At 54.3% G+C, this 21936-nt stretch carries 19 protein-coding genes; 11 read left to right on the plus strand and 8 right to left on the minus strand.

Translation table 11 applies throughout. The features are described from left to right. Positions 1-55: 55 nt before the first annotated feature. Positions 56-268 carry a hypothetical protein gene (locus OHL19_RS05695; protein WP_263356645.1) on the minus strand — a complete coding sequence of 71 codons (213 nt, stop codon included), beginning with the start codon at positions 266-268 and terminating at the stop codon, positions 56-58. Between the two features lie 234 nt (positions 269-502). Continuing rightward, positions 503-1528 carry a hypothetical protein gene (locus tag OHL19_RS05700; protein ID WP_263356646.1) on the minus strand — a complete coding sequence of 342 codons (1026 nt, stop codon included), beginning with the start codon at positions 1526-1528 and terminating at the stop codon, positions 503-505. 218 nt (positions 1529-1746) lie between these two features. Here OHL19_RS05700 and OHL19_RS05705 point away from each other — a divergent pair, with 218 nt between their 5' ends. From OHL19_RS05705 to OHL19_RS05720, 4 genes are all read left to right on the plus strand, one after another. Then, positions 1747-2472: a hypothetical protein gene (locus OHL19_RS05705; protein WP_263356647.1), complete on the plus strand. Its 726-nt coding sequence runs from the start codon at positions 1747-1749 to the stop codon at positions 2470-2472. 285 nt (positions 2473-2757) lie between these two features. Next, entirely contained in the window at positions 2758-3048 is a 291-nt protein-coding gene (locus tag OHL19_RS05710; RefSeq protein WP_263356648.1) for a hypothetical protein, read from the plus strand. Between the two features lie 140 nt (positions 3049-3188). Next, positions 3189-3647 carry a ribonuclease H family protein gene (locus tag OHL19_RS05715; RefSeq protein WP_263356649.1) on the plus strand — a complete coding sequence of 153 codons (459 nt, stop codon included), beginning with the start codon at positions 3189-3191 and terminating at the stop codon, positions 3645-3647. Between the two features lie 55 nt (positions 3648-3702). Then, positions 3703-4308 (plus strand): siphovirus Gp157 family protein, encoded by a 606-nt coding sequence (locus OHL19_RS05720; protein WP_263356650.1) that lies wholly within the window; start codon positions 3703-3705, stop codon positions 4306-4308. Between the two features lie 99 nt (positions 4309-4407). Here OHL19_RS05720 and OHL19_RS23010 read toward each other — a convergent pair whose 3' ends face one another. Further along, entirely contained in the window at positions 4408-4632 is a 225-nt protein-coding gene (locus tag OHL19_RS23010) for a helix-turn-helix domain-containing protein (RefSeq protein ID WP_396126642.1), read from the minus strand. A gap of 186 nt (positions 4633-4818) precedes the next feature. On the opposite strand from OHL19_RS23010, the gene OHL19_RS05725 reads away from it, so the two are divergent. The 7 genes from OHL19_RS05725 (at position 4819) to OHL19_RS05755 (ending at position 15889) form a co-directional block, all read left to right on the plus strand. After that, positions 4819-5187 (plus strand): KH domain-containing protein, encoded by a 369-nt coding sequence (locus OHL19_RS05725; RefSeq protein ID WP_263356651.1) that lies wholly within the window; start codon positions 4819-4821, stop codon positions 5185-5187. Beyond that, complete coding sequence (locus tag OHL19_RS05730; protein WP_263356652.1) at positions 5177-5503, plus strand: hypothetical protein; 327 nt, start codon at positions 5177-5179, stop codon at positions 5501-5503. Before OHL19_RS05725 ends, OHL19_RS05730 begins: the two co-directional genes overlap by 11 nt. A gap of 212 nt (positions 5504-5715) precedes the next feature. Further along, complete coding sequence (locus OHL19_RS05735; protein WP_263356653.1) at positions 5716-6003, plus strand: helix-turn-helix domain-containing protein; 288 nt, start codon at positions 5716-5718, stop codon at positions 6001-6003. A 244-nt stretch (positions 6004-6247) separates the two neighbouring features. Continuing rightward, positions 6248-6988: a response regulator transcription factor gene (locus OHL19_RS05740; RefSeq protein WP_263356654.1), complete on the plus strand. Its 741-nt coding sequence runs from the start codon at positions 6248-6250 to the stop codon at positions 6986-6988. Positions 6989-7328: 340 nt separating this feature from the next. Next, positions 7329-10262: an RNA polymerase sigma factor gene (locus OHL19_RS05745; RefSeq protein WP_263356655.1), complete on the plus strand. Its 2934-nt coding sequence runs from the start codon at positions 7329-7331 to the stop codon at positions 10260-10262. A 62-nt stretch (positions 10263-10324) separates the two neighbouring features. Next, positions 10325-13483: a TonB-dependent receptor gene (locus OHL19_RS05750; protein WP_263356656.1), complete on the plus strand. Its 3159-nt coding sequence runs from the start codon at positions 10325-10327 to the stop codon at positions 13481-13483. Between the two features lie 330 nt (positions 13484-13813). Then, on the plus strand, positions 13814-15889 hold the full coding sequence (locus OHL19_RS05755) for a hypothetical protein (RefSeq protein ID WP_263356657.1): 2076 nt from the start codon (positions 13814-13816) through the stop codon (positions 15887-15889). A 287-nt stretch (positions 15890-16176) separates the two neighbouring features. Here OHL19_RS05755 and OHL19_RS05760 read toward each other — a convergent pair whose 3' ends face one another. The 5 genes from OHL19_RS05760 to OHL19_RS05775 all read right to left on the minus strand — a co-directional run bounded on the left by OHL19_RS05760 (position 16177) and on the right by OHL19_RS05775 (position 21868). After that, positions 16177-16329, minus strand: a complete 153-nt coding sequence (locus tag OHL19_RS05760) for a hypothetical protein (RefSeq protein WP_263356658.1) — start codon at positions 16327-16329, stop codon at positions 16177-16179. A 94-nt stretch (positions 16330-16423) separates the two neighbouring features. Next, positions 16424-18364, minus strand: coding sequence for an asparagine synthetase B family protein (locus OHL19_RS05765; protein WP_263356659.1), 1941 nt, complete (start codon positions 18362-18364; stop codon positions 16424-16426). Further along, the gene (locus tag OHL19_RS23015; protein WP_396126663.1) at positions 18364-18687 is read right to left on the minus strand and encodes a lasso peptide biosynthesis B2 protein; all 324 of its coding nucleotides are present in this window, start codon (positions 18685-18687) and stop codon (positions 18364-18366) included. The genes OHL19_RS05765 and OHL19_RS23015 overlap by 1 nt, the downstream gene beginning before the upstream one ends. A 56-nt stretch (positions 18688-18743) precedes the next feature. After that, positions 18744-20798 (minus strand): prolyl oligopeptidase family serine peptidase, encoded by a 2055-nt coding sequence (locus OHL19_RS05770; RefSeq protein ID WP_263356660.1) that lies wholly within the window; start codon positions 20796-20798, stop codon positions 18744-18746. Next, complete coding sequence (locus OHL19_RS05775; protein WP_263356661.1) at positions 20795-21868, minus strand: aminoglycoside phosphotransferase family protein; 1074 nt, start codon at positions 21866-21868, stop codon at positions 20795-20797. Before OHL19_RS05775 ends, OHL19_RS05770 begins: the two co-directional genes overlap by 4 nt. Positions 21869-21936 lie beyond the last annotated feature (68 nt).

Genomic DNA, 21936 nt, shown 5'->3' on the forward strand with positions numbered 1-21936 from the left:
GTCCCCGTAGCGAGAGACCGTTCGCTCAACTAGGAGCAAAACCTTGAGAGCTGAATTACACGAAGAGTTTGTTGCTCTTTGTGCCCTCTTCCCTTCGGGGGAGTTGTCGGAGGAGGAGTGGGCGCTTCTGCAAGTCCATCTTGCATACTGCGACTCCTGCCTTGCGACCTTCCGGAACCGCCAGCACCTCGCGGAGAATGGCTCCGCTACCGCGCTCAACGGTCGATAACGTCAATTGCGGAATAGCAAGCACGAGAGACCCCAACATGGGTCATGGAACATGCTTCTAATTCCGGCAGGCATTGGATGCCAATCTTCGCCCAACCGGCGACTTAGGGCTGCACTCGATAGGGGCTTTCACAGCTTCACAGACCCAGCGCTGCAAAGCTCTAAGCCCGGCCAATTGAAACTGTGAGTCGCGTCCAGTCCATCAGAAAACCCATGAAGAGCGACGAACGGAGGGGCGGTACGCCCCTTTGCGGTTGAGCAAGTCTGCCGGGACCTACAGCGAAGCCCGGTATTGGTCCCTGTCGGTCCGTAGCTTGCCGAGATACTCGGCACCATCGGCGGAACGCAGGAAATCTACCTGTTGCATCCAGTTCTGATGTCGAGAGTCGTTGGCCTCCCAGATCGCGCTGGCGACATGGGACAACAGCCGATTGAACCATTGCTCGGTCATTCTCTGAGCGAGATCGCCGCGGTTTTGGCGACACCATGCAATCGCCGTATCCATGAGAGAGTTTAGCCGTGCGGCTTGTGGCGGGTGAGAGAGCTTGTATACGCTCTCCGCATCAAGTTGCGGGACTGGTCTAAGCATGAAATAGGCGCCTATCGCGACAACCACCAATGAGAACAGCAGGTCATCCTGATCGGCGAGAGAAATAGTATTCCGGTTCAGAACGGTTAGTCCCTCAGATCGCTCGACTCCAGCGATCCAGTTTCCCATGATGTGATAGATCGCGTATGAATCCGCGTCAGCCTCCAGAGCTTGCTCTGAAAGACCTCCAGCGTACCCGTCATCATGAATTTCGTGGCGGAGAGTTGATCCTTCAAACCCCATAACAGAATGGCCGTGGACGATATGGGTGTACTCGTGCGAAACGATAAAAAATATGGCGATGTGGAAGAGCACGAGACCGAGGCCATCCGAGATATCTTCCGCTGCGTCGAGTCCGAGCAAAGAAAGTAGATCTATGGAGCGGCTAAGTCGTCCGCAAAGCGTCATCAGGGTCTCGATGAGGGGTATTGTCACACCGATAAAAGAGTATCCGTCGTGGCGGAAGGCTATCGCGTTCGAGAGGGATGATCGGATGTAATCGAAATGAAAGGGCGGATGGCTCCGATGCTCCGGCACTTCCCGTTCATTCGCGAGCGCAAAGTTGAGGCCCTGTTGGAGCCTGAGGAGAATTTCCTTGAGACCCGGAATCTCCAGACATTCGAGGTCATCTTTGCCCTGATAGATTTGCTGCATGGAAGGTGTCTGTGCGTGGAAGTAACGGTCGAAGAGAACTTCGGGCGGAGTGGACACTTCTATAGTGTCTCGCTCCAACCTCCTATCCAGCTAGTCAATTGTGCGAGCGTTGAGGCAGCAGATGTCCCTGTGACATTCTGAATACAGTTAAAAGACAAGTCCGCACTCCGCAGCCATCCGATTCCTGTTTTTATGATCGCGAGTATTCCCGGTGTCTGCGACAGAGGTGATGATTCATGGCCGATCGACGAACTTGCCGAGGATGTGGCGTGGACATGCGTGGAACCGCAACTCGGGAGCACATTCTTCCTCAGTGGCTGCACCCGTACATTGAGCTACCGGGCGTGAATCTCAACCATCGGGCCGTCGACGAGGAAGGGGTTACCCTCCTGCGAAGTCACGATCTCAGGAACTTTACCTTCAAGTCCATCTGCAGCAGCTGCAACAATGGCTGGATGTCACGGCTTGAGGCGGATGTGAAGCCGCTCCTCTTGCCGCTTATCGAGGGAAGGCGTTCGGCTGGCTCCCTCGCAGAGGCAGAGATAACGCTTCTCGCGCGCTGGGCGTTCAAGACTGCCTTCATGATCCTGCCCGGACAGAAGACGAATTCCGTACCGTGGCACCTATTTGAGAGATGGGCAGCCGGCGGAGCCGGTGATCCAAATCCCGCAGTCGTTTTTGCATTGAGTAACCTGCAGAGCACGAAGGGATTCGGTTATGTTACCGAGTCAGATGACCTGGAAGACTCGCCAGTGCACCCAGTCAATTTAAGAGTTGTTATCTGTATTCGGTCACTACTCCTCGTCGTTTTGCTGCCGTTGGACGATCGGGCACGAGTTCCTGGGATAGGCCACCCCTTGTACCGGTTGCTGTGGCCGCCCAATGTCAAACCCATCTATGTGCCGGGTGAAGTCATTACAGACGCTGCCCGAGAATACGGTGCATTCATCAAGTATCTCGCTGGTTTCGCTCACGCTGGCGTTCCATCCGATCGCGCATAGGGATCTGCTCTGGGAGTTCTCTTTTGAGCAATGTGAGATGCATGTCGTCGGCGCATCGCCGGCCTATGGACCTGGGTCTGGCTTAGAAGGGATCGGCCGACTGCTCTCGCTCCGCGAGAGGGGAGAGAGCGCTTGATCTGCCCACAGCAGACCTTTGACAGATCGCCAGCGTCGATTCAAAGCGACTTTCCGATTCCTCTTATCTAACCTCCAGATTTAGGGATTTATATACTTAAGTCCCTTTGAAGTTTTGACGAGGATAATGAGCTTAAGGAGCCCGTTCTGATGACTGAAAAAGAGATAGTCGAGGCGGCAAACACCGAAATTCGCCAATATGCTGAGGGTCGCCGCAAAGATGTCGCGCGGGGGGCAGAGACGCCTGAACTGGCCGCGTTATTGGTCCAGAAATATGGGTACGGCGTGCTCAAAGGAGTGCGAATTGCCCTTGGGCGCGCAATCAGCCACGATGTACTCGATGAAGAGGTTGCGAAGATCGATCCTGACTGGCGCGAGCACATGCACCAGCGTTGGGCGGCGCGACCGGCTGAAGTCGATAAGAAGACTTTGGAAAATTAGTTATAAAATCCCCCAATTTATCAACATTCCGTTCGATCACGTCTGCTTCCCGGAAACGGTGTCGGTCGATAGCGGGTTTCATTGGCAGCAGGAGGAGCATTGTGCGCTCTTAGATTTCCTGATTCAAGGAGGAGATTTCAATGGACAATTTGGTCCGCATCTTTACCGATGGCTCTGCCATCGGTAACCCAGGGCCCGGCGGCTGGGCAGCGGTATTGATTTGTGGCAGGAAACGATGGGAGATGTCGGGCGGTATCGTTTGGACAACCAGCTCCGAGATGGAGCTCGTAGCGGCGATTCAGCCTTTGCGTTCTCTTGCCTGCGGAACTCGTATCGAGCTTCGCTCTGATTCTCAATCCTTGGTTCGCGGTATGCGCTTCCTTGTTCAGCGATGGCAGACCCAGGATTGGATCAATCGGCGAGGCATCCCTATCCAGTACAGACACCACTGGGAAGAGCTCTCGATTCTGAACTCCAGACTTCACATTCAGTGGCGCTGGTTGAAGGGGCACAATCATCACCCCATTCAATGCAGAGCGGATGAACTCGCCTACCGCGCCGCCAGAGAACATTGGAACCTTCAGAGGAAAGCTGCTTAGCGGGCTTCCTCATCGGTCTCCAACAAAAACGACAAATTTTGAAAAGGAGAAGGCTATGACGTCTGTAGTTGAATCCAACTCGCTGTTCCAGATCGATGGTGAGCTGGATGACCTGTTGGAAGAGATGCAGTTACAAGCCGAGGGTGGTTGTGAGGTGCCACCGGAACTGATCGCCCGGTTCCACTGCTTTTGCAACGCCCACGGGGAGAAAGTCGACAGAATTGGACGTTTCGTGCGGATGATGGAATCGCGCGAACAGCATTGCCGGAACGAAGCTGCGCGCCTTGGCGACAGAGCGCGTGCGACCGCGAACAAGGTCGAGCGAACCAAATCTATGGTTCTTTACTACCTAGTCAGCCGCGATCTGAAAAAGGTCGAGGGCCAGGAGTTTACGCTCCGTATCCAGAAGAACAGCCAGGACTCCGTGAAGGTCACCGACGAGGAAGCCATCCCCACAGCGTATCGAAGGATCGAAGCGAGGATGGACGGCACCCTTTGGCAAACCGTCCTTTCGCTGCTGCCCGACGAACTGAGTAAGTCCCTTGAAATGTGTGTTCACGAAGCTAGGCCCGATTCAGAGGCAATCAAGTCCGCAGTCTCGAGACAGGAAGAGGTTCCGGGAGCCCTTGTCCAACGCGGTTCCCATCTCAGGGTCGCCTGATCCATCTCTTCGGCGTGTCAAAGTGACGTATGCTTGGACGCCGGCTAAGCTGTCAGGCCCAGTCTGATCTTCTGGACACTGGGTGTCCCCTCGAAACGTTTAGGCGACATCAATTCCCTCCAGAAACTGGCTCAAGGTCAATCCAAAGGCCCGGGCCAGCGCGGCCAGATTTCGAAGTCCGACCTCCCGAACCCCTCGTTCGAGATCGGAGATGTGAACCTCGTGGACTCCGGAGTGTTGGGCGAGGTCAATTTGCCTCCAGCCCTTCTTCTTCCGAAGTTGACGGATTCTGTCTCCGACTTGTATGCATACGTCCGCCTGCATTCACCTAGCATTGGCTTAGTGTAAGCACTATATTTAGTGCATGCACTCTCTGGCGGCTGATTGGGCGAGATTCTCCGGCAGTCAATCCAACCCCAAAAATCACTTTCATGCTGATGCTCTGCGAGGCGCGCTCATTCAGGGTAGCTAAATCTTGCGCTCGAAATCGAGGCCAGGACGCGATGCAGCATGTTTCAACGCAACCTGAATAAAGCGAGAAACTCCTTGATAAACATGACTTTACACGAGTTGGTTGTTCAAATAGCGCGGGCTCTGGTCGATTATCCGGACCGAGTGAGACTGGACTCCCGCCAAGAGGATGGAAAGGCGATTCTCCGTCTGTTCGTCGATCCTAAGGACGTCGGTCAGATCATCGGAAAGGACGGTCGCATCGCACGCTCACTGCGGACCATCGTGGGCGCAGCCAGCATGAAGCTCCGATACCGCGTATCGCTCGAGATCATGAACAGGCTCGATGCAATGGAACAGGGCGGCAATGGCGAATCAATGTCCAAGACAGGCTTACCTCACAGCGAGGAGGAACCCAATGAAGCGTGATTCACAGACTGAAAAGAGAGGAACGCGGAAGCGCGGCTTGAGCCAAACCCCGTCCTTGAGACCCGAAGCTGCTGCTCCTTCCCTAAGTGGCAGCTTCCGCTTCAACGAAGCCGTCGGTAAAGTGATCGACCAAATCACTTGGGTCTCGATGCCGGGAGATGTCGGGGCTTTCGAAGTGCGCTTCACTGACGATACGTTTCTGTTTCTTGAGCCGCTCCCCCGATTTGTGTTCAGAGCGAGACTGCTCAGATCGACGGATGGCCAAATCGAAGACCTTCGCGACTACGGCGTTCTGCCCGATCGAGCGGTGGCGTAAGACCTTTCTAGGTCGGCGAGGCCCTTATCGCAGCAGTTCCCCTGCGCCGCTCATTTTGGCCTCTCCTTAGAGAGGCCAGGCCTCTTCCTCTACGGCATAACTGGTCAGTTCGCCCTCTTCCGGATTAGGATTCGATGAACTCACAAAGTAGGCCACCTGTCTATCTACGTTCATAGATAGAGATCGCTGCGGATTGCCGAAATGATAGTGCAATGCCGCACGCGAACCGCCGACAAAAAACAAGCACTCTCGACCAGGCCTTCCGCGTTGTGTTGAAAGAGTTGCGCGAAGCGAAAGGTTGGACTCAGGGCGACCTCTCGGAGGCGTCGGGGTATCGGCAAAACTTCATCAGCAATATCGAGACCGGCAGGCAGACTCCTCGCATCACCGTCGTGTTCGATCTCCTCGAAACACTCGGCAAGAGGCCCGATCTCTTTATGAGAGCCGTGCTGAAGCGGATCAAGACGAAACCTCCGGTCCCGAGAACCCGGCGGCAATAGGCCTCAAGAGTCCTTATCTACGTTCGTGGATACCGTTGGGCGACCGCTGGATTACCAAAGATGTGTCGGCATTTCATTAGATCCTGTGAAAAATTCGGGATGCCCGCATGCTCTTTCTTGCAATATTGACCCTTATAACCTGTCACGACGCGGTCGCTGCCGACTATAATCACGACTAAATAGTCGCAATGCCCGCCGAGTTCACACCCGACTAGGATCAAATCCATTGTCACTGCCAGGTGTTATGAAATCTATTCTTCTCGTGGACGACGAACCTGTTGTCTCGGCCGGTTTGCAGCGCACTCTCCGTCGTTTCGGCTTCATCGTTGAGCTAGCCGAAACTCCTGAGGCAGCACACGCATGGATCGAAAAGTCACAGTTTGACCTGATCCTCGTGGACTTTGACCTCAGCAAGTCGTCCGGAGGATCTAGTCCTGGTATCTATGGAACGGGGCTAGTCCGCGAACTCCGTGCGGCCAAGATCAACGTTCCGATACTGATGTATACAGTGCTTGAAGGGGAGTGGTATGAGACTGCTTCCCTCGACGCCGGAGCCGACGACTTCATCCTCAAACGTACTTCCAAATCAACTCTCCTCTCGCGGCTTCATGCCCACATCCGCCGGCACGAACGGGAGATGGGGAAGAGTCCGAGCAGCACGCGCAGGCTCGGTATCGGGCGTTTCGTCCTGGACCGGGAAGCACACGTTCTGGCCGCTGACGAGAAGCCGATCCCCCTCACGGTAAAGGAAACGAGGCTTCTCGAGGTGCTGGCGGCAAGTCCCGGAAGGATCGTCCCCACTCAGGAGATATTGGACAAAGTGTGGGGAAATGAGCTGCAGAAGTCCCCTGCCGCTCTGACCAGCGCGATCAAGCGGTTTCGTCAAAAGCTCGACGAGAACGACGTGCAGGACATGATCGAGAACGTCAAAGGACGAGGCTTCAAACTCGCGCCGGACAGTCTCGGTGAAACACCCTCCCGATAGTTTGCTATACGGTCAGTGACCGAGCCGGAACACTCTCGTCTCCGCGTCTATAAAGGATGCATTGCGTGAGCCCGCGTGTCCTGACCGCGGTTTGAAGGACACATCCGCACGATCGATATGAGATCAGGCTGATCTGCTGGTACGTCCACAACAAGCTCTCAACAAGTCCTCTTTCCAGTCGGCCAATTCGATGGTCACTGATGCCACGATCATCGATCGCGGGGGCTCTCCCATCCAGGTGAATTTGCTCTCCCCCCCAGCAATGGAGGGACGATCCTGCCTATTTCCCCTCAAATCAGAAATCCCTTTCCAGCGCGTAGAGCTATGTAAGGAGGAATACTTGAGCGCACAGAAGCTTCAGAAGATCGATAAGTCTCGTGACCATGAGCAGGTATTCCTCAATCACTATGACTGGCTGCTCAAATGGGCCCGACAACTTGCCCAAGGTTCTCGGGAAGAGGCCGAGGATCTGGTGCAGGACCTATATGTAAGGTTCGTCCAGTCCAAGGCAGCGCCGGATCTTACAGATGATGACCGCCTCCGCGGCTATCTCTATCGAACCCTGAAACACCTCTTTATATCGAGAAAACTCCGAAACGGTGGAGACGCATTGTCGAGTCTGCTCGTCGTCGATTTCGATTCGCTCGAATACGCTCTCACTGCGGTAGACCGAAGCCAACTTCTTCTGGTTCGAAGCGATCTGGCGAGTATCTGCGAGTACGCCTGCATACGTCGGAGCACCCATCGAGCTGCCAATGCCCTCATCCTCAGATTCTTTCTGGGATATTTTCCATCCGAGGTCGTTGCGCTTCTCCAGACGAATCGAGCCGCAGCAGACAAGCTGATTCAAACGGCCCGTCTCGAAGCGAGGACTTTTCTCGCAAAGCCAGCCAATCTCCACTTCATGGGACTCGACACGAAACGTACTCCGAGGTTTCCAGCGTATCTTCCCGATGATCCCACTGCGCTGCTCGCCGAACTTCGTCGGCGCATCTTCTCGGAGCCTGAAGGCGCCTGCCTCTCCGAGCTCGAAATAGAGGAGAAATACCATCCAACCTCCGAGCTTAGGCTCACGACTCCGGAATTGGCACACCTGTTGAGCTGCAGCTCTTGCCTCGATCAGGCGAATAAGACATTGGGGTTGCCGACTCTCTCACAGCGGCTCTCGTCTGAGGGCGGCGACCACGATGATTCCGATCCATCAACGCCCCGTATTGACGACCAAGGACCGCGGCTTAGAAGGAAGTTCCGCGAGACCTTTGAACATCGTCCCATGAAGCTCCAAGTAGCGGTGAACGGCGAAGTCCATGGCGTTCAACTGATCACTTCGGTCCATAGCAAATTTCAGATCAAGCTGAAGCCTCTAACCCGCCTCGAATTTGTAGAGGTACTGAGTGAGCAAGGGGTCCGTCTGCTCTATCACGATCTGGAAGACGGAGATATCGACAATCCTGTAGCCCAGAGTGCCGAGGTGCAGCTGAGCGACGATCGGAAACTCACCGTCGTTGTAACCCTGGAAGGGGGAGTGCCGGTCGTTGAGGTCTCTTACTTCGATCCTCTTGTCGAGGAGAGCTCGGTCGTAGACGCGGCTACCTTCTCCTCGGGAAAACAGAATCCGACCAGAACCGCGCGAAGCCACCAGAAGCCGCATAGCGGTTGGACGAAGTTCGTCTCATGGCTGCGCGACATCAACTGGACCTGGAGTCGAAACCTCGTTATAGCGGCTTTGACTGTCTTAATGATCGCGCTCAGTTTCATCGTTGCCGACCGCCAAATCGGAAGGACTAAAACCCCTATTGCTTCTCGACTCCTTGCCGAAGCACAGCACAGAGGCGAAGCCGCCATCCCGATCGGTGGAGCGGCGCACAGGACCTTCTCGTTCGAGGTCCGCTCAGGGAATGGAGAACTGCTGCAGTCCGGCAGAGTTGAGACCTTACGCGGTCATGCTCCGAGCCGGACCGCTCTCAAGCTACTTAGCGCGAATGGGAAGTTGCTCGCTGGCCAGTGGACGAATGGTGCAGGAAAACAATCGAGATATCCTTCAAAGTCCGGCCTTAGTCCAGACGCTTCCCAGACTGCGACCAGCGAAGCATGGATGAATGTCCCTGAGGCTGATGGCTTCGAGCGAATCACTGGCGATCCCACCCGCCTCAGCGTTGTTCACGAGACAGACAGCTATAGGGTGTCCTATGGCGGCGCTGAAGGTCCGCACAAGACGCCTATTGTTTCAGCGCAGCTAGTCCTTGCGAGCGATACGATGCGGCCAGTCGCTGAAACAATCCGCATTGAAGATCGAACTCAGACTCGCGAGTACCGATTCAAGGAGCTGAGCTACGAACTCGTGTCCCCCAGTAAGGTACGAGACAGCGATTTTGAGATTGACCCGAGTCTAGTGGCTCCGGTTTCCGGAACGAGTGTGTTGCCCATGCCCATTCCTTCGGGCGGAGACGCACACCTTGCTCTTCAGGTCTTTCAACTGCTCAGCAACCTCGGTCCGGATGTAGAGCGGCTACTCGACGTGGATCGATCACCGGATGGATCTGTCGTAGTCAGTGGCGTCCTTCCTTCTCAAGAGCAGAAGAATTCGGTTGCCCATGTCTTCGGATCACTCGATGCCGGGCACCGGCTTAGGCTAGCCCTTCATTCGAGTGACGAGCCGGTAGAGACGTCGGGACCTCATGGCCCGCTTCGCGTTGAATCGCTCCCTGCCATTCCCGTGGAGAACGGCCATCTACCGTTCGATGCCGAACTGAGAGCGGGGCTTACAGGTCAAGGACTGTCGGGACATGATCTCGATGTCCACATAGGCCAAGTCGCCACCGATGCGCTGGATCGGGCGGCGCGGCTTCATCGCGAGGCCTGGACCATTCGTCAGATCGCCGCCCACGGCTTCCGCGTCGAAGAGCTTCAGTCCATGCAGCCAAACGACAAGATGCTCTGGCTAACTCTTCTCGACAAACACACTCGGTCATACGCGCAGGAACTGGGTCAGCTCGATGCAGCTCTAACACCTCTACTCCCAATAGGTGAGGCCCCATCCAGTTCAACTGCGCCACCGCCCACGACTTTGAAGGAGCTAGGCGCAGTCGCGGAAGCTCTGAACCTCGATAGCGAACGTCTCGACCAGGTTCTCACGTCGGGTCTAACACTATCGCCAACAGATCCCCCCACGACCCACAACGTACCAGACATCGCCGAGCTGCTTGCTGATTTGCGAATAGAGGAGAGCATGCTCCACGAAACCGTCGAGCGCCTCCAAGCTGCAAGACCCTGAACACGCCGAGTAGCAAACCACAATTTAGCCAGAACCGGCTTTTCCCAAGCCTAAGGATAACTATGCCCCTGACTGTCTCGTCGTGTCGAAACTTTGTCGTTTGGATAACAATTGTCGTCTTCTCCTTTTGCGTACTGCCCTATGCGCTAGCGGATGTGGCATCAGCCAGCGTCTCCATAGCGATCACTGATACGTCAGGAGCGCTAGTCCCGGATGCCTCTGTCGTGATCACCAACCTGGACTCAACTCAGGAACAGCGAGCGCGGAGTGGACGAACCGGTTTGATCACATTCGCCTTTCTGAAACCTGGCCGTTACAAGATTGTGGTGGAGAAGCAGGCTTTCGCAGAAGTTACAGTTAGCAACCTCGTTCTGCACGTAGGCGATGTCAGGGCTCTGCAACTCATTCTCAAGGTGGGTCCAGCTAGTCAGAGCGTAACCGTAGATGGCAGCGGTCTTAGTTTGAATACGACTGACGCGTCTGTCAGTACCGTGATCGATCGAAACTTTGTGGCCAATATGCCTCTGAATGGGCGGAGCTTTCAAGATTTGTTGACGCTCTCTCCCGGCGTCTCCCAGATCCCAGTGAATCTCTTTGGGGGTACGGTGGGCGGTGTCGGATACAGCGGAGAGATCGTCGTCAACGGGCAAAGGACGGAGTCGAATTACTTCACGGTAGATGGAGTAAGCGCAAATACCGGCGTATCTGCCGGCTCTTACGGAGGAGGAGCCGGGTATGCCGGAGGGGTGGCTGGTGAAACCGCTTTGGGGAGCACTCAGAGTCTCGCCTCGATCGATGCTCTTCAAGAATTCCGAGCGACAACGTCTACCTACTCAGCCGAGTACGGACGCACGCCAGGAGGACAATTCGCTTTTGCGACACGCTCAGGCGGTGATACTTTTCACGGCACGGCGTACGACTACCTGCGCAATGACGCTCTCGACGCTAGTAATTGGTTCAACAATTACCTTAGTAAACCGAAAGGGAAGGAACGCCAGAATGACTTCGGAGGCACGTTAGGCGGTCCCATGCTTATTCCGCATGTTTATAACGGAAAGCAAAGGACCTTCTTCTTTTTCTCATACGAGGGCCTTCGTCTCGACTCGCCACAAGCCGCAACCCAGGTAGCCGTTCCTAGTGTCGGCCTTCGGCAACAAGCTCCAACAGCTCTCCAACCCGTGCTCAATGCTTTCCCTATACCAAATGCGAATTCGGACGGCCTGAATGATGGCCTTTCATACTATATCGAGACGGTCTCCTACCCGGCACGATTGGATAGCACGAGCGCCCGAATCGACCACAACATCAGCGAAAAGTGGAAAGTGTTTGGGCGTTATGCCTACACTCCGTCCAACAACACGTCTTATGCCGGAGCAATTGCGAACTCAACAACAGGTAGCCTCGGCTCTGTGACATTAGGGTCTACCAACGTCTTCACACAGCGCCAGAACAACGATTTTCGCTTCAACTTTACTCGCAACTCCACCGCCACTGTTGGCACCTCAACGAACTTGGGGGGCGCTGTCCCCTTCAATCCCATGACGCTTCCGGGGTTGGCCAGCAGTAGTTCTGAAGTGGCTGTCATTTTCACCTATGGGCCAGAGGCCAGTTTTCTGCTCCGCACGGCACCCGCCACTCAAGATCAGATGAATCTCACCGATACGTACAACCTCAACATCGGCAAGCATGATCTCCGATTCGGAATAGATTGGAGACGCGTCGAAACGACCGCGAACACCAGCAGCCCGCTTGAAGGTTTCTACTTCGAGAGCCCAACCCAAATCCCCACAAATGCCCCCGGCTTTGCGATTGCGGAAGCCTTTCCTCAGATCAAGCCTGTTTATACCAATTTCTCTGCGTTCGCCCAGGACGAGTGGAAGGTTAGCCCGAAATTGTCTTTGTCGCTGGGATTGAGGTGGGATGTCAATCCACCTCCCGGAAGCGCAGGGGGCCCTACGCCATATACGCTTAACGAAGTCTCAGATATATCAACTGCACAGCTAGCTCCTGCAGGTACGCCCTTGTGGAATACCGATTGGCACGGCTTCGCCCCCCGACTGGGGATGGCGTATCAGGCCAACCAACATCCGGGGCACGGAACGGTCTTGCGCGTCGGCTACGGTGTGTTTTATGACACGGGCAACCTCTTAGGCTCCCAAGGATTCGGGGGTATCGGTATTGCCTCCTCTGCCACTGTCACGGGCGCCAGCTTTCCCTTGACCGCATCACAATTGCAGGTTCCTCCGGCGAGTGCAGCTAAGCCATATTCCACAACGGTTTTCGCGTTCAATCCTGCGCTCACGCTTCCTTATTCCATGCAGTATAACGTCGCGCTTGAACAGCAACTTTCCGACAGACAGAGCTTCACGGTGAGTTATGTTGGGTCTTCGGGAAGGAAGTTGCTCTCTGAGTTTGGCTATTATCCGGGCCAACTTGGTAACACCAACTTCAGCACCTCGGGTTTCGCCGAGGTGACAGGAAACCTCGCTTCATCTTCATACAACTCGCTTCAGGCAAAGTACCAACACACCCTGGCAGCGGGCTTTCAAGGGCTCATCTCCTATACCTGGTCCCACTCAATCGACGATGCGTCGGCAAATACCTTGCTCGATAAACTTCAACGCGCGAGTTCCGATTTCGATATAAGACATCAGCTACAAGCTGCAATTACTTATGAAGTTCCGGCCCTCCATACGCAAGCTGCGTTGGCTTCAATAGTAGGTCACTGGGGCGCAGACTTGAGACTACAGGCACGATCAAGCCTTCCGCTCGACATTGGAGCCCCCGCAACCGTCGTCCCATCAACAGGCGAGCAGTTCGAATATCAGCCCAATTTTGTGAGTGGGCAGCCTACGTATCTTTATGGATCTCAATACCCAGGCAAACGAATTCTTAATTACAAGGCCTTTGTGGCTGCCCCCGCGGGTGTTCAGGGCGATGTCCCCCGGAACTATGCTAGGCAATTCGATGCCGTTCAAACTGATATCGCGCTCCGACGCACTTTTCCAATCCGTAAACAAACAAACATACAGTTCCGCGCAGAGGCATTCAATCTGTTCAATCATCCTCAGTTTGGATCTATCTATAACTTGCTCAGCTATGGTCCCACGGAGTTCGGTTATGCCTACAACACCCTAAATGGTCAGCTTGGAGGGCTGAATCCCTTGTATCAAATCGGGGGACCTCGGTCGCTTCAGATGATGCTGAGAATCGCGTTCTAGTTGAGCCGAACGTACTAACGCGGCTTTCGGCGAGCGGGCTGTAGTGTCTTTGTAAAGAGGGGAAGGGACAGCGTGTTATCTATTCGGCCATTCGGAAGGTTCGTAACTCGGTATCCAAGGCGTGCGTTCAACGCAATTCTTTCCCTCGCAGTGTGCATTGTTCCTGGTTTCGCAGTTGGCCGAGCTCAACAGCGGGTTGTCACAGTTGACGACTGCGTCTCGATACGGAGAGTGGTCGACGGCCCGCTGTTATCGCCAAGCGGAAAGGAAGTGGCATTTGTCGTCAAGAATCCAGATGTTGGTACAAACCAAAATCTGTATGAGCTTCGAGTGAAAAGGACGACGCCGGGCGTCGGATCCGTGAACGGCAGGGTCATCTTGCGAAGCAGTGGCGGAATATCCAAGGTTCAATGGCTCGGCGATGGTGTTCACCTTGCTGCTCTAATCGATCAGAATTTTGGTCTTCGCAAGGCGAGCAGAATAGTGCTTGTCGATTCACGCTCATCCCGCATGAGCGACGTGACAGTTGCAGGCGGTGCTTTGGACTACACGGCAAGTTCCGACGGAAACGCAATGGCCTACCTGACTAGCGTCGTACCCCAAGGTGCGGCCAGGCCCTCCTCCGATCCAATCAAAGAAACTCGCGGATTTTATGTGCCGTCCGGGTATAGCTCTTTGTTGCTTGGGGGGAAAGGCGCAGTTCGTTTGATGAAATCGGCAATCTGGCTAGTGCAAAAGTCTGTTGCGCACCCTGGCTGGTCGAAGCGATCGCTAATCCCATTTCCCGATGCACCTGGGGCAGCGATGGAGCGAGGCGAATTCAACCGCGTGACGGCGATGAGTATGTCTCCAAACGGGCAATACATTGCCATCGCTTATGAGCTCCAGGCAGTCATCGAACCGTGGGCAAGTAACAGAACGGTCATGGCGTATCGCAATTCGTACAGTGCTAACCCGATTGTCCTGGGACTGTACGACGTTGCTGCAGGCAAGTTCGTGAATATTCCTCGCGTGCCTTTTCCGCGGGCTCCAATCTGGTGGGCAAGCGACAGTAGTTCGTTCGCTGTGGTGGGCGCTTCGCCTCTGGGAAGCCGCTGGGAATCGGAGGATATTAAGGCCAACACAGACCCTAAAGGAGCCTCGAGCTTCCATATTTTCGCTATTGAGGTCCTAGGCATGCGTCTTTCGCGTGTGCTAGGCGCAAACATGATCGTGCAGGGAGTGACGGCGGTCTCTTGGAACCACGGAAATACTGAAATGAACGTCGAACTTAGTCGCGGCGAGAGCTTTCATCTCGCTCGTTCCAGAGGCGAATGGGCAATCACAAGTCGTCTGGGAAAGGCTATACACTTCGACCTCAGCGACCAAGTCACAGTTGATGGACAGCATTTCGTCGGCCTACATGAAGAGCCAACAGTACCACCGGACCTCTGGTCAGTCGATCAGGGGTCTAATCAGAAGCCGATCAGGCTCACGAATCTGAATCCGCAGATCAACGGCTTGGACTTCGGGGAAGGAAAAGACATCAGCTGGATGAATAAGTATGGAGGAGAAGTGTCAGGCCGACTGCTAACGCCATCAACGACGCTGACGGAGGCTCCCTATCCTCTCGTGATTATGCTGACATGGCCAGACAAGAGATTTGTCTGCGATGCGCAATACACCACAGCTTTCCCACCTATCCCATTGGTAGACGCGGGTTTTGCCGTGGTGATGTTCAATGTATATGACTCGTACGCTGGCTCCACAAAACCCGCCGGACCGCCGCTAGTCGAGGAGGCGAACTCCACGGTCGCAAGTGTTGAGGCCTTGGTGGATTACTTACAACGGCTTGGCATAGCATCAAGGGACAATATTGGAATCATCGGTTTTAGCCGGTCCAGTTGGAAATTGGACTATCTACTCACTCATTCAGATCTAAAGCTAAGGGCGGCCTCTTCCGCTGACGGTGGCATTGGCAACTATGGCGGTGCATTTATCTACGATGGAGGGTCGCCGGCCGCGCAACTTGCCACCGGTTACGGTGGCTCCTTCTATGCATCTCGTTCTGAATGGTTATCAGGCGCTCCTGCCTTCAATGCAGACAAGGTAAAGACGCCGCTCCTCATGGAATACACGGGGGGCACTCTACAGGATGAGCCGCTCTCGGCATACGAGTTCCAATCGGCACTCGTGGGTCTGAATAAACCGGTGGAACTGTTCTTTTATCCACGCGGGGATCATCCGCTCGATACACCGTTCGAACGAGTAGCATCGCTGCAGCGAAATGTAGATTGGTTCCGTTTTTGGATGCAGGGCAAAGAGGCCGCATCACCAAGCTACGACCCTGATCAGTTCGATCGATGGCGCAAGCTAAGAGGTCTGCAGGAGACAAGCGGGGACTTGGAGAAAACTCACAACCGCTAGAAGTTCCTTGCCTACTCGTCCAGATCGTAGGCTAACCCGCTACTCCGCGGGGCTAAAGGATCTAGCGATTCCACCACAGGGCCAGACTTGATATGCATACCCTGGATCGCTACGGATGCGGGAGCCAAAATGGCTACGGACGGTTTTTGATAGGTTGTCATGGAGCTGTACCTCGTGTCTTTGAAAAACCCCGTTCAATTGCTTGTCACACTGAACCGGAATTGGAATTCGCAGAAAGCCTCGCGGGTGCACCGGTTCCTTCGTGCACCCACGAGAGGGTTAGCGACCTACTCATCCAGATCATAGGCGAAACCACTGGTCTGGGCTTGCTGTGGATTGAGCGCATCGGTCACGTTCCCAGAGTTCTTGATATGCATACCCTGGATCGCAACAGAAGCCTGAGCCAAAACAGCTACGGACGGTTTCTGATAGGTTTTCATGATCTTCACCTCCTTTCATTTGGATTTGACTCCGATCAAGAATCAGGGCCTGCGTAAATAAATGCGCAAGCCACTCGGTTCAAGCTTGATTCCATCAACACGGAAGCCCGTGTGCCGCAACGGCTTTCTCATCGTGGTCAGCGCTAATATCGTTCTCGCGATTGTCCCAGGCGATGACACCTAACGAGGTCTGGCGGCGCAACCACTGCTCAATCGACAGAGCGGTAATTAGATGTCGGGATTCTGACACTATGCCGTGTTCAACGTGCCTCAAACGGTTACGAATGAGGTCGGTATCGAAGAGGACACCGTGTGACATCCATCTCTCAGCGAACAAAGACTTCAACAGCTTCTGCTGGTCACGCAATTGTGCTGCAGGGGCCCGATGAGCAAACCATTTCGATGTTCGCGACAGTACGAAATCGGGGACTAAACCCTGGAGCGAGCGACGCATAAGTCGACGTCGTTGCCCGGGGCGAATCACTTGGTTGCGGGGAATTGAAGCGACATACTCATAGAGAGACCTGTCCAAGAATGGATATCGCTTTTCTGACATGCCAACTGGTGTAGGTTCTTGACAGCTCAATTGAGCCGAAATGGTATACCTGATCGTCTCCGCAAACAGATGTGTCGGAGACAACACGCGCCAAGGCGAGAATGTTTCTAGGATTGGATTGGGCCGTGTCGGTCGGACAAGGACCCAGGGGATGTCGCCCTGAATATCGAGGAAGGATGCAAGTGAGTATCTGGCCGTCGCTAAGGTGAAAACGCTCTTAACAATCGCTGAGATCGGCTTTCTCTTCTCTTGGCTCCAGCACCATAAGGAGGCCGCGAAGCGTGGCAAGTTAGGACTCAGCAGGTATTCCAACAGCTCGAGAGCTTCGTACTGAACACCACCCAACAATTCGTCTCCGCCGAGGCCACATAAGGTCACACGTGAACCGGTAGCTTGATGCACGCCATCGATGATTCCAGCCCAGTGCAATGATCTGGCGAAATATCCAGGGCTCGCTATTTTGTATCGGTTCGGTACCGGCGAGAAAGCCTGCTCTCGGGTCTGGCGATTGAACTCTGCAACCGATAAGTGGTGGCCGACCTTTCCTCGGTGGGCTTCGACAGCAGTAAAGTACGGCCTTTCATCGCCGGTTGGCTCATCGGCGTCAAAATACGAGATGGTCTCGATATCTGGTGTGTCAACCGTACGACGAATGTCGTCGGCCATACAAACGATGGCAGTAGAATCGAGCCCCCCGCTCAGTTCCGACAGGATCGGGCGATTCGATCTGAGGCGCCTCCGGACTGAGTTACGGAAAAGCTCTATGAAGTGTTCTTCATAATCGCTGTCTTTCTGATAGCGAACACGACTGTGCGGATTGAGTGCCCAATATCGAGTAGAACTGCACTGTCCTCCCCGCCTAACCGTCAGAAAATGTGCCGGAAGCACACCTTTGATTTCTTCGAAGGAAGTCGTTCCAAGCCGAGGATATGGGAAAAAGCATCCAGCGATATGATCTTTGTCTACATGAAGGCCCGGACTTCTATCAGTTGCGAGCGACTCAAGCGTAGTACTCCATATCAGGCGCGAGCTTTTTCGGATATAGAAGAGGGGCCTCACACCGAAGCAGTCTTTCGCAAGATAAAGTTCTTGCTTTGTCCTGTCCCAGATCGCTAGTGCCCAATCCCCGAGAAGCTCAGCGAAGGTGCGGGTCTCCCATTTCTGGTAGGCAGCGACAACAAGATCGAGATCGGTCGGAACATGGTCAGATCGGAGTCCTAAGCGGGATGCGATCTCTTCGCGATTATCCAATCGCCCGTCCCATGTGAAGACACGGTTCCCACATACCATCGGCTGCATCTCGCGCTGAGCCTCAGACGTGGTGTGAAATGCTCGGAAAACCAACCCGACATTTCCTTCATGGTGCTGCGCTCCTCCGTCCGGACCGGTTCTGTCAAGGGTCCGAGCAAGTTCGAAAAGCTCCGACTCTCCGATGGAATCACGCGGGTCGAATTCAATTATTCCCGCCAGCGCGCTCATCAGCAAACCTCCAACACGAGAAAGGACTCGCGTGAAACCAATCTGTCGTCAATGACTTCGCCAGATACCTCCACCCAGGCATGGGCCCTGAAAGGAAGTTGTTGGGCGCCGATGATCATCTTGGCTGGCAGTCCTCGCTTCCGGAGCATTTTAACGAGGACGACGGAGCGCTGGAGACACAGTGCCTCTCTCGGATAAAAGGCACAAGCACAATTCAATGCACGGCTTACGGACTCACAGATCTCAGGCCTGTGCGATCGTATCTCCCGGAGAGGATATTGTTTCACCTCGTTATGAAGATCAGCCATATTGTGCTCGCGCATAAAGTGGTCGTGAGCGATCAGTCTGGCGTAGGCTTCAAAGAAGCGCCCTAACGTTCTCATATTGCCTCCTTCGATGGGGAAACCTCTCCGAGCTCCGCGATGAGAAAGGACAGACGAGACGTGAGAGCCTGGATACGGTCTCCCAAGGGAAGAACCGGTTTATGTCCTCTATGTTCCGTGTAGTCGAGGACTATCGGATGCTCCTGTCTCCTAACCGTCCGCAATTGGGCGATCATCTTTCGGGCGTGGAGAGCGTCGCACCGCTTATCGCGATCTCCCGAGATGATTAGAGTTGCGGGATAAGACAGTTCCTTGGAGATACGATGAAATGGCGAAAGTCTATGGAGAGACGCAAACTCATCTGGGTTATCTGGGGATCCGAATTCGCTTATTGCACCACGTGCGACTCCGAATAGATGGAACCGCGTGAGATCGGTTATGGGTCCAAGCGCGACCACCGCCCGAAATAGCTGTGGCTCTTGAGTCATGGCGCATAGAGCCAACAAAGCGCCGTGACTCTGGCCTGCTATACCCAATTGTTGAGACGATGTGTATCCTTCTTCAATCAACCAATTTGCAGCACCAAGCAAGTCGTCCACAGAAATCTGCTTTCGTTCTCGCGCCGCAGCTAGTTGCCACTCCAAGCCCCCCTCGCCTCCTCCGCGTACATGGGCCGTGGCGCAAGTGAAACCGGCTTCAATAAGAACCGCTAGCAGAACGCTAAACCGCGGGGAATTGCTCACGCCACCTCCACCGTAAGCGCTAAGCAACAGAGGTCCTCCCTTGACCTGGTCTTTAGGGCGAACTAGGGTAATGGGAATCTGGACACCATCTTTCGACCGATAGGTATGGCTTTCCGCAGCCGGCTTGTCAACAGGCAACAGGTCGGCCTGCTGCCACCACCGAACACTCTCTCCAGTCCTCAAATCCACCGCATAGATGGTCGGGGGAAGTGCGATATCGCTGTGACCGTAAAACAATCTGTCATTGACAGCATCGACTTGACCTATCACCGCCGTTCCAGTTTCCGGGTAGCGAATTTCTCGGACTAGACGACCGGAACTCGAATAGACACGCGTTATAGTGATGTGGCCGTGTAGGTAATGCGCGACGATGGCGCTTCCCCAGTGCTCATAGCTGTATAGAGATTCTGTTGCTTCGGGAACTACATCTACCCATGAATCAGGGGTGGGATCATCGACAGGTATAGAAACAATCCGGCCAAGTGGAGCCGCATATGTTGTTAGCGCTTCGATTCGTGTGTCGCTGAGGCGGACACCTAATCTAGCTCCCCTCAAGTTCACTATTTGTCTCGCTGGTTGTCCTGTCGAAATGGGATGGATGAAAAATTGCGATCGGGGCTCTGAATCAAGAGACACCATTAAATAGCCAAGAGAAGATGCGTCGATGGAGTCCTGAACAATCAACCGGAGTGCAGGACCATCGCCGCCATAGAAAATCTCATTATCTGCGCGTTGATCCGAACCTAACGTGTGATACCGGACCGCGCGACGGGCCAGATATTTGCCATCTGTCTCTTCTTGCACATAATAAAAACCCTCCTCTTTAGCGCTGAAGACCAAGCCTCGATAGAATCCGCGCGGTATGCGATCGGAGAGTAGACATCCTTGAACGAGATCGTAAATGTGAATATCTTGTACATCTTCTCCGCCTGTTCTGACTCCAAACACCAGATATCGACCACTAGGCGAAACCCGCAATATTGCCAGAGACGTATGCACATCGAGTCCAAGAGAGTCGATCGAAATGAGTTTGTGTTCGACGCCCATCTTGTCGCGGTTATGGATTGAGCTTTGCTCCTCTTCGGCTCTCCTCTTGAGAAACAACAGTCCGCCGCGTCTATCGGGTATTGGAATACCCACCACCTCGACCGATAGCAAAGTTCTCACGCGGTCTTCGATTGAGGCTCTGAGGCGCGCATGATTTCGCAAGTAGCCCCGAAACCTGCCCTGCTCTTCGCGAATGAACGTCCGGGTTGCTGGTGAATCCTGATCTTCCAACCATCTGAAGCAATCCTCCACCTTGATCCCATGTCTAATGAAGGTTGTTGATCCGGACTCTGCTTGCGGACTTGTAATGGCTGAACTCATGCTGCTACCTCCAGCACAGAATCCAGTTCACGTTTGATTCTCCGCACCATGGACCGAATGGTTGGCCAGATGTCGTTTGGGCTAGGTCCGTGAATGGCATTGGCCCAAGTCGTGACAGCATACCCGAAGGCAGCAACCGCGGGTGCCAACCTCGTTGTCTTTGCCAGCTCTTCTGGACTAATAACGTCCTCCCAGTAAGAAGCGTATGTTTGACGGAGGGAGGTGACTTTTTGGGAAACCGCAGGTTGAGACAGCTCACAATTAGCCAACAAATGCTCGGCGCTCATGAAAGGATGCCCTATATAAGCCTCAGCCCAGTCCAGGAACACGATGCGGTTCGGAGCGATGATGATGTTTCCGTGACCGATGTCACCGTGCAGTAGAGTATTGGGCATCCCAGACCCCATAAGGGCAATCAGCGCGACTTCGATGCGTTCTTTGAGACTACGAAGTTCGTCACCACCCAAAGGCCGAACTTTGGTGGACACTTGAGCGAGCATCGCGCGCTGCACATCTTCGAAGAATGGTCCAGCCAATGAAGCGAGACGGTCGCATCCCCACTCTTTGGCCCCAGCTCTTCGAAGATCCGCCACCCGTTCAATCGCGCTCTTTTGCAAGGTTGCCAATGCCTCAAGTGCGGATTCCCATGCTCGCACTTCGTCTAAGTCGCTAAGCGGCTGGCCGGCTACATCTTCCGCAACCCATCCTTGCCATTGAGGAAATGAACCAAGCAGTTTTGGCAAATACGTGGGAAAGTGCCGGCTCAATTCGAGTGTCAACGCATACTCATGCGTATTTGGCTCTCCGACCGCTTTGAACCACACCCTGTCTCCGTCTTCATATGACAGCTTGATCAGGGAGAAGTTAACCCCTTGGTTTATCTGCCGGACTGCGGGGATGCTGGTTGTCTGTCCATAGCACCTCGTCATAAGCATGAGCTCGTCGATCCAGCCGATCCTCGCGAATCTCCCGAGCTTTGTTTCCTCCCCTCTCATAAGCTTGCTAATCAATACCGTCTCTCCCGGTGTCAATTGGTGTGGGCTTATTTCGGAGAGCGTCGCGAGCGACATGTTTGACGGCAGAGTGGATCGTGAAGGGAGGATTTCGTGGACTGAGCAACAATCCTGGCTACCTGGAG

This window comes from Acidicapsa ligni, from assembly GCF_025685655.1.
Taxonomy (GTDB): Bacteria; Acidobacteriota; Terriglobia; order Terriglobales; family Acidobacteriaceae; genus Acidicapsa; species Acidicapsa ligni.

Coding starts and splice junctions, on each gene's coding strand:
- OHL19_RS23015 (WP_396126663.1), bottom strand. CDS start 18,687: ATGCGCGAGCACAATATGGCTGATCTTCATAACGAGGTGAAACAATAT.
- OHL19_RS05770 (WP_263356660.1), bottom strand. CDS start 20,798: ATGAGTTCAGCCATTACAAGTCCGCAAGCAGAGTCCGGATCAACAACC.
- OHL19_RS05720 (WP_263356650.1), top strand. CDS start 3,703: ATGACGTCTGTAGTTGAATCCAACTCGCTGTTCCAGATCGATGGTGAG.
- OHL19_RS05750 (WP_263356656.1), top strand. CDS start 10,325: ATGCCCCTGACTGTCTCGTCGTGTCGAAACTTTGTCGTTTGGATAACA.
- OHL19_RS05740 (WP_263356654.1), top strand. CDS start 6,248: ATGAAATCTATTCTTCTCGTGGACGACGAACCTGTTGTCTCGGCCGGT.
- OHL19_RS05715 (WP_263356649.1), top strand. CDS start 3,189: ATGGACAATTTGGTCCGCATCTTTACCGATGGCTCTGCCATCGGTAAC.
- OHL19_RS05705 (WP_263356647.1), top strand. CDS start 1,747: ATGCGTGGAACCGCAACTCGGGAGCACATTCTTCCTCAGTGGCTGCAC.
- OHL19_RS05725 (WP_263356651.1), top strand. CDS start 4,819: ATGTTTCAACGCAACCTGAATAAAGCGAGAAACTCCTTGATAAACATG.
- OHL19_RS05735 (WP_263356653.1), top strand. CDS start 5,716: ATGCCGCACGCGAACCGCCGACAAAAAACAAGCACTCTCGACCAGGCC.
- OHL19_RS05730 (WP_263356652.1), top strand. CDS start 5,177: ATGAAGCGTGATTCACAGACTGAAAAGAGAGGAACGCGGAAGCGCGGC.
- OHL19_RS05775 (WP_263356661.1), bottom strand. CDS start 21,868: ATGTCGCTCGCGACGCTCTCCGAAATAAGCCCACACCAATTGACACCG.
- OHL19_RS23010 (WP_396126642.1), bottom strand. CDS start 4,632: ATGCAGGCGGACGTATGCATACAAGTCGGAGACAGAATCCGTCAACTT.
- OHL19_RS05765 (WP_263356659.1), bottom strand. CDS start 18,364: ATGAGCGCGCTGGCGGGAATAATTGAATTCGACCCGCGTGATTCCATC.
- OHL19_RS05760 (WP_263356658.1), bottom strand. CDS start 16,329: ATGAAAACCTATCAGAAACCGTCCGTAGCTGTTTTGGCTCAGGCTTCT.
- OHL19_RS05710 (WP_263356648.1), top strand. CDS start 2,758: ATGACTGAAAAAGAGATAGTCGAGGCGGCAAACACCGAAATTCGCCAA.
- OHL19_RS05695 (WP_263356645.1), bottom strand. CDS start 268: ATGTTGGGGTCTCTCGTGCTTGCTATTCCGCAATTGACGTTATCGACC.